1 protein-coding gene is annotated in these 227 nt (G+C 39.6%); it reads right to left on the bottom strand.

Annotation, left to right across the window (positions count from 1 at the left end; translation table 11 throughout):
- Window positions 1-227: Ig-like domain-containing protein (locus Q1A01_RS23820; RefSeq protein ID WP_299686110.1), on the bottom strand; the 227-nt coding region annotated here is incomplete at both ends.

Raw genomic sequence — 227 nt, 5'->3', positions numbered from 1 at the left:
AACGTATCAGTTCCACAGAAATCAGGATCTGGTGTATAGTCTACTGTTCCATCAGGATTGATTGTTACTGTTCCATTTGCTGGATCTGTTACATCGGTTACTTCAACATCACTGTTTGGATCAAAATCATCATTATCCAATACATCGATGTTCACTGGAGTATCCTCATCTGTAGTTGCCATATCATCCATCACATCATCAGCACAAGCAACCTCAATTGTTACCGT

It is taken from the genome of uncultured Dokdonia sp., assembly GCF_947492815.1.
Taxonomy (GTDB): Bacteria; Bacteroidota; Bacteroidia; order Flavobacteriales; family Flavobacteriaceae; genus Dokdonia.
This window is presented reverse-complemented; position numbering and strand designations above follow the sequence as displayed.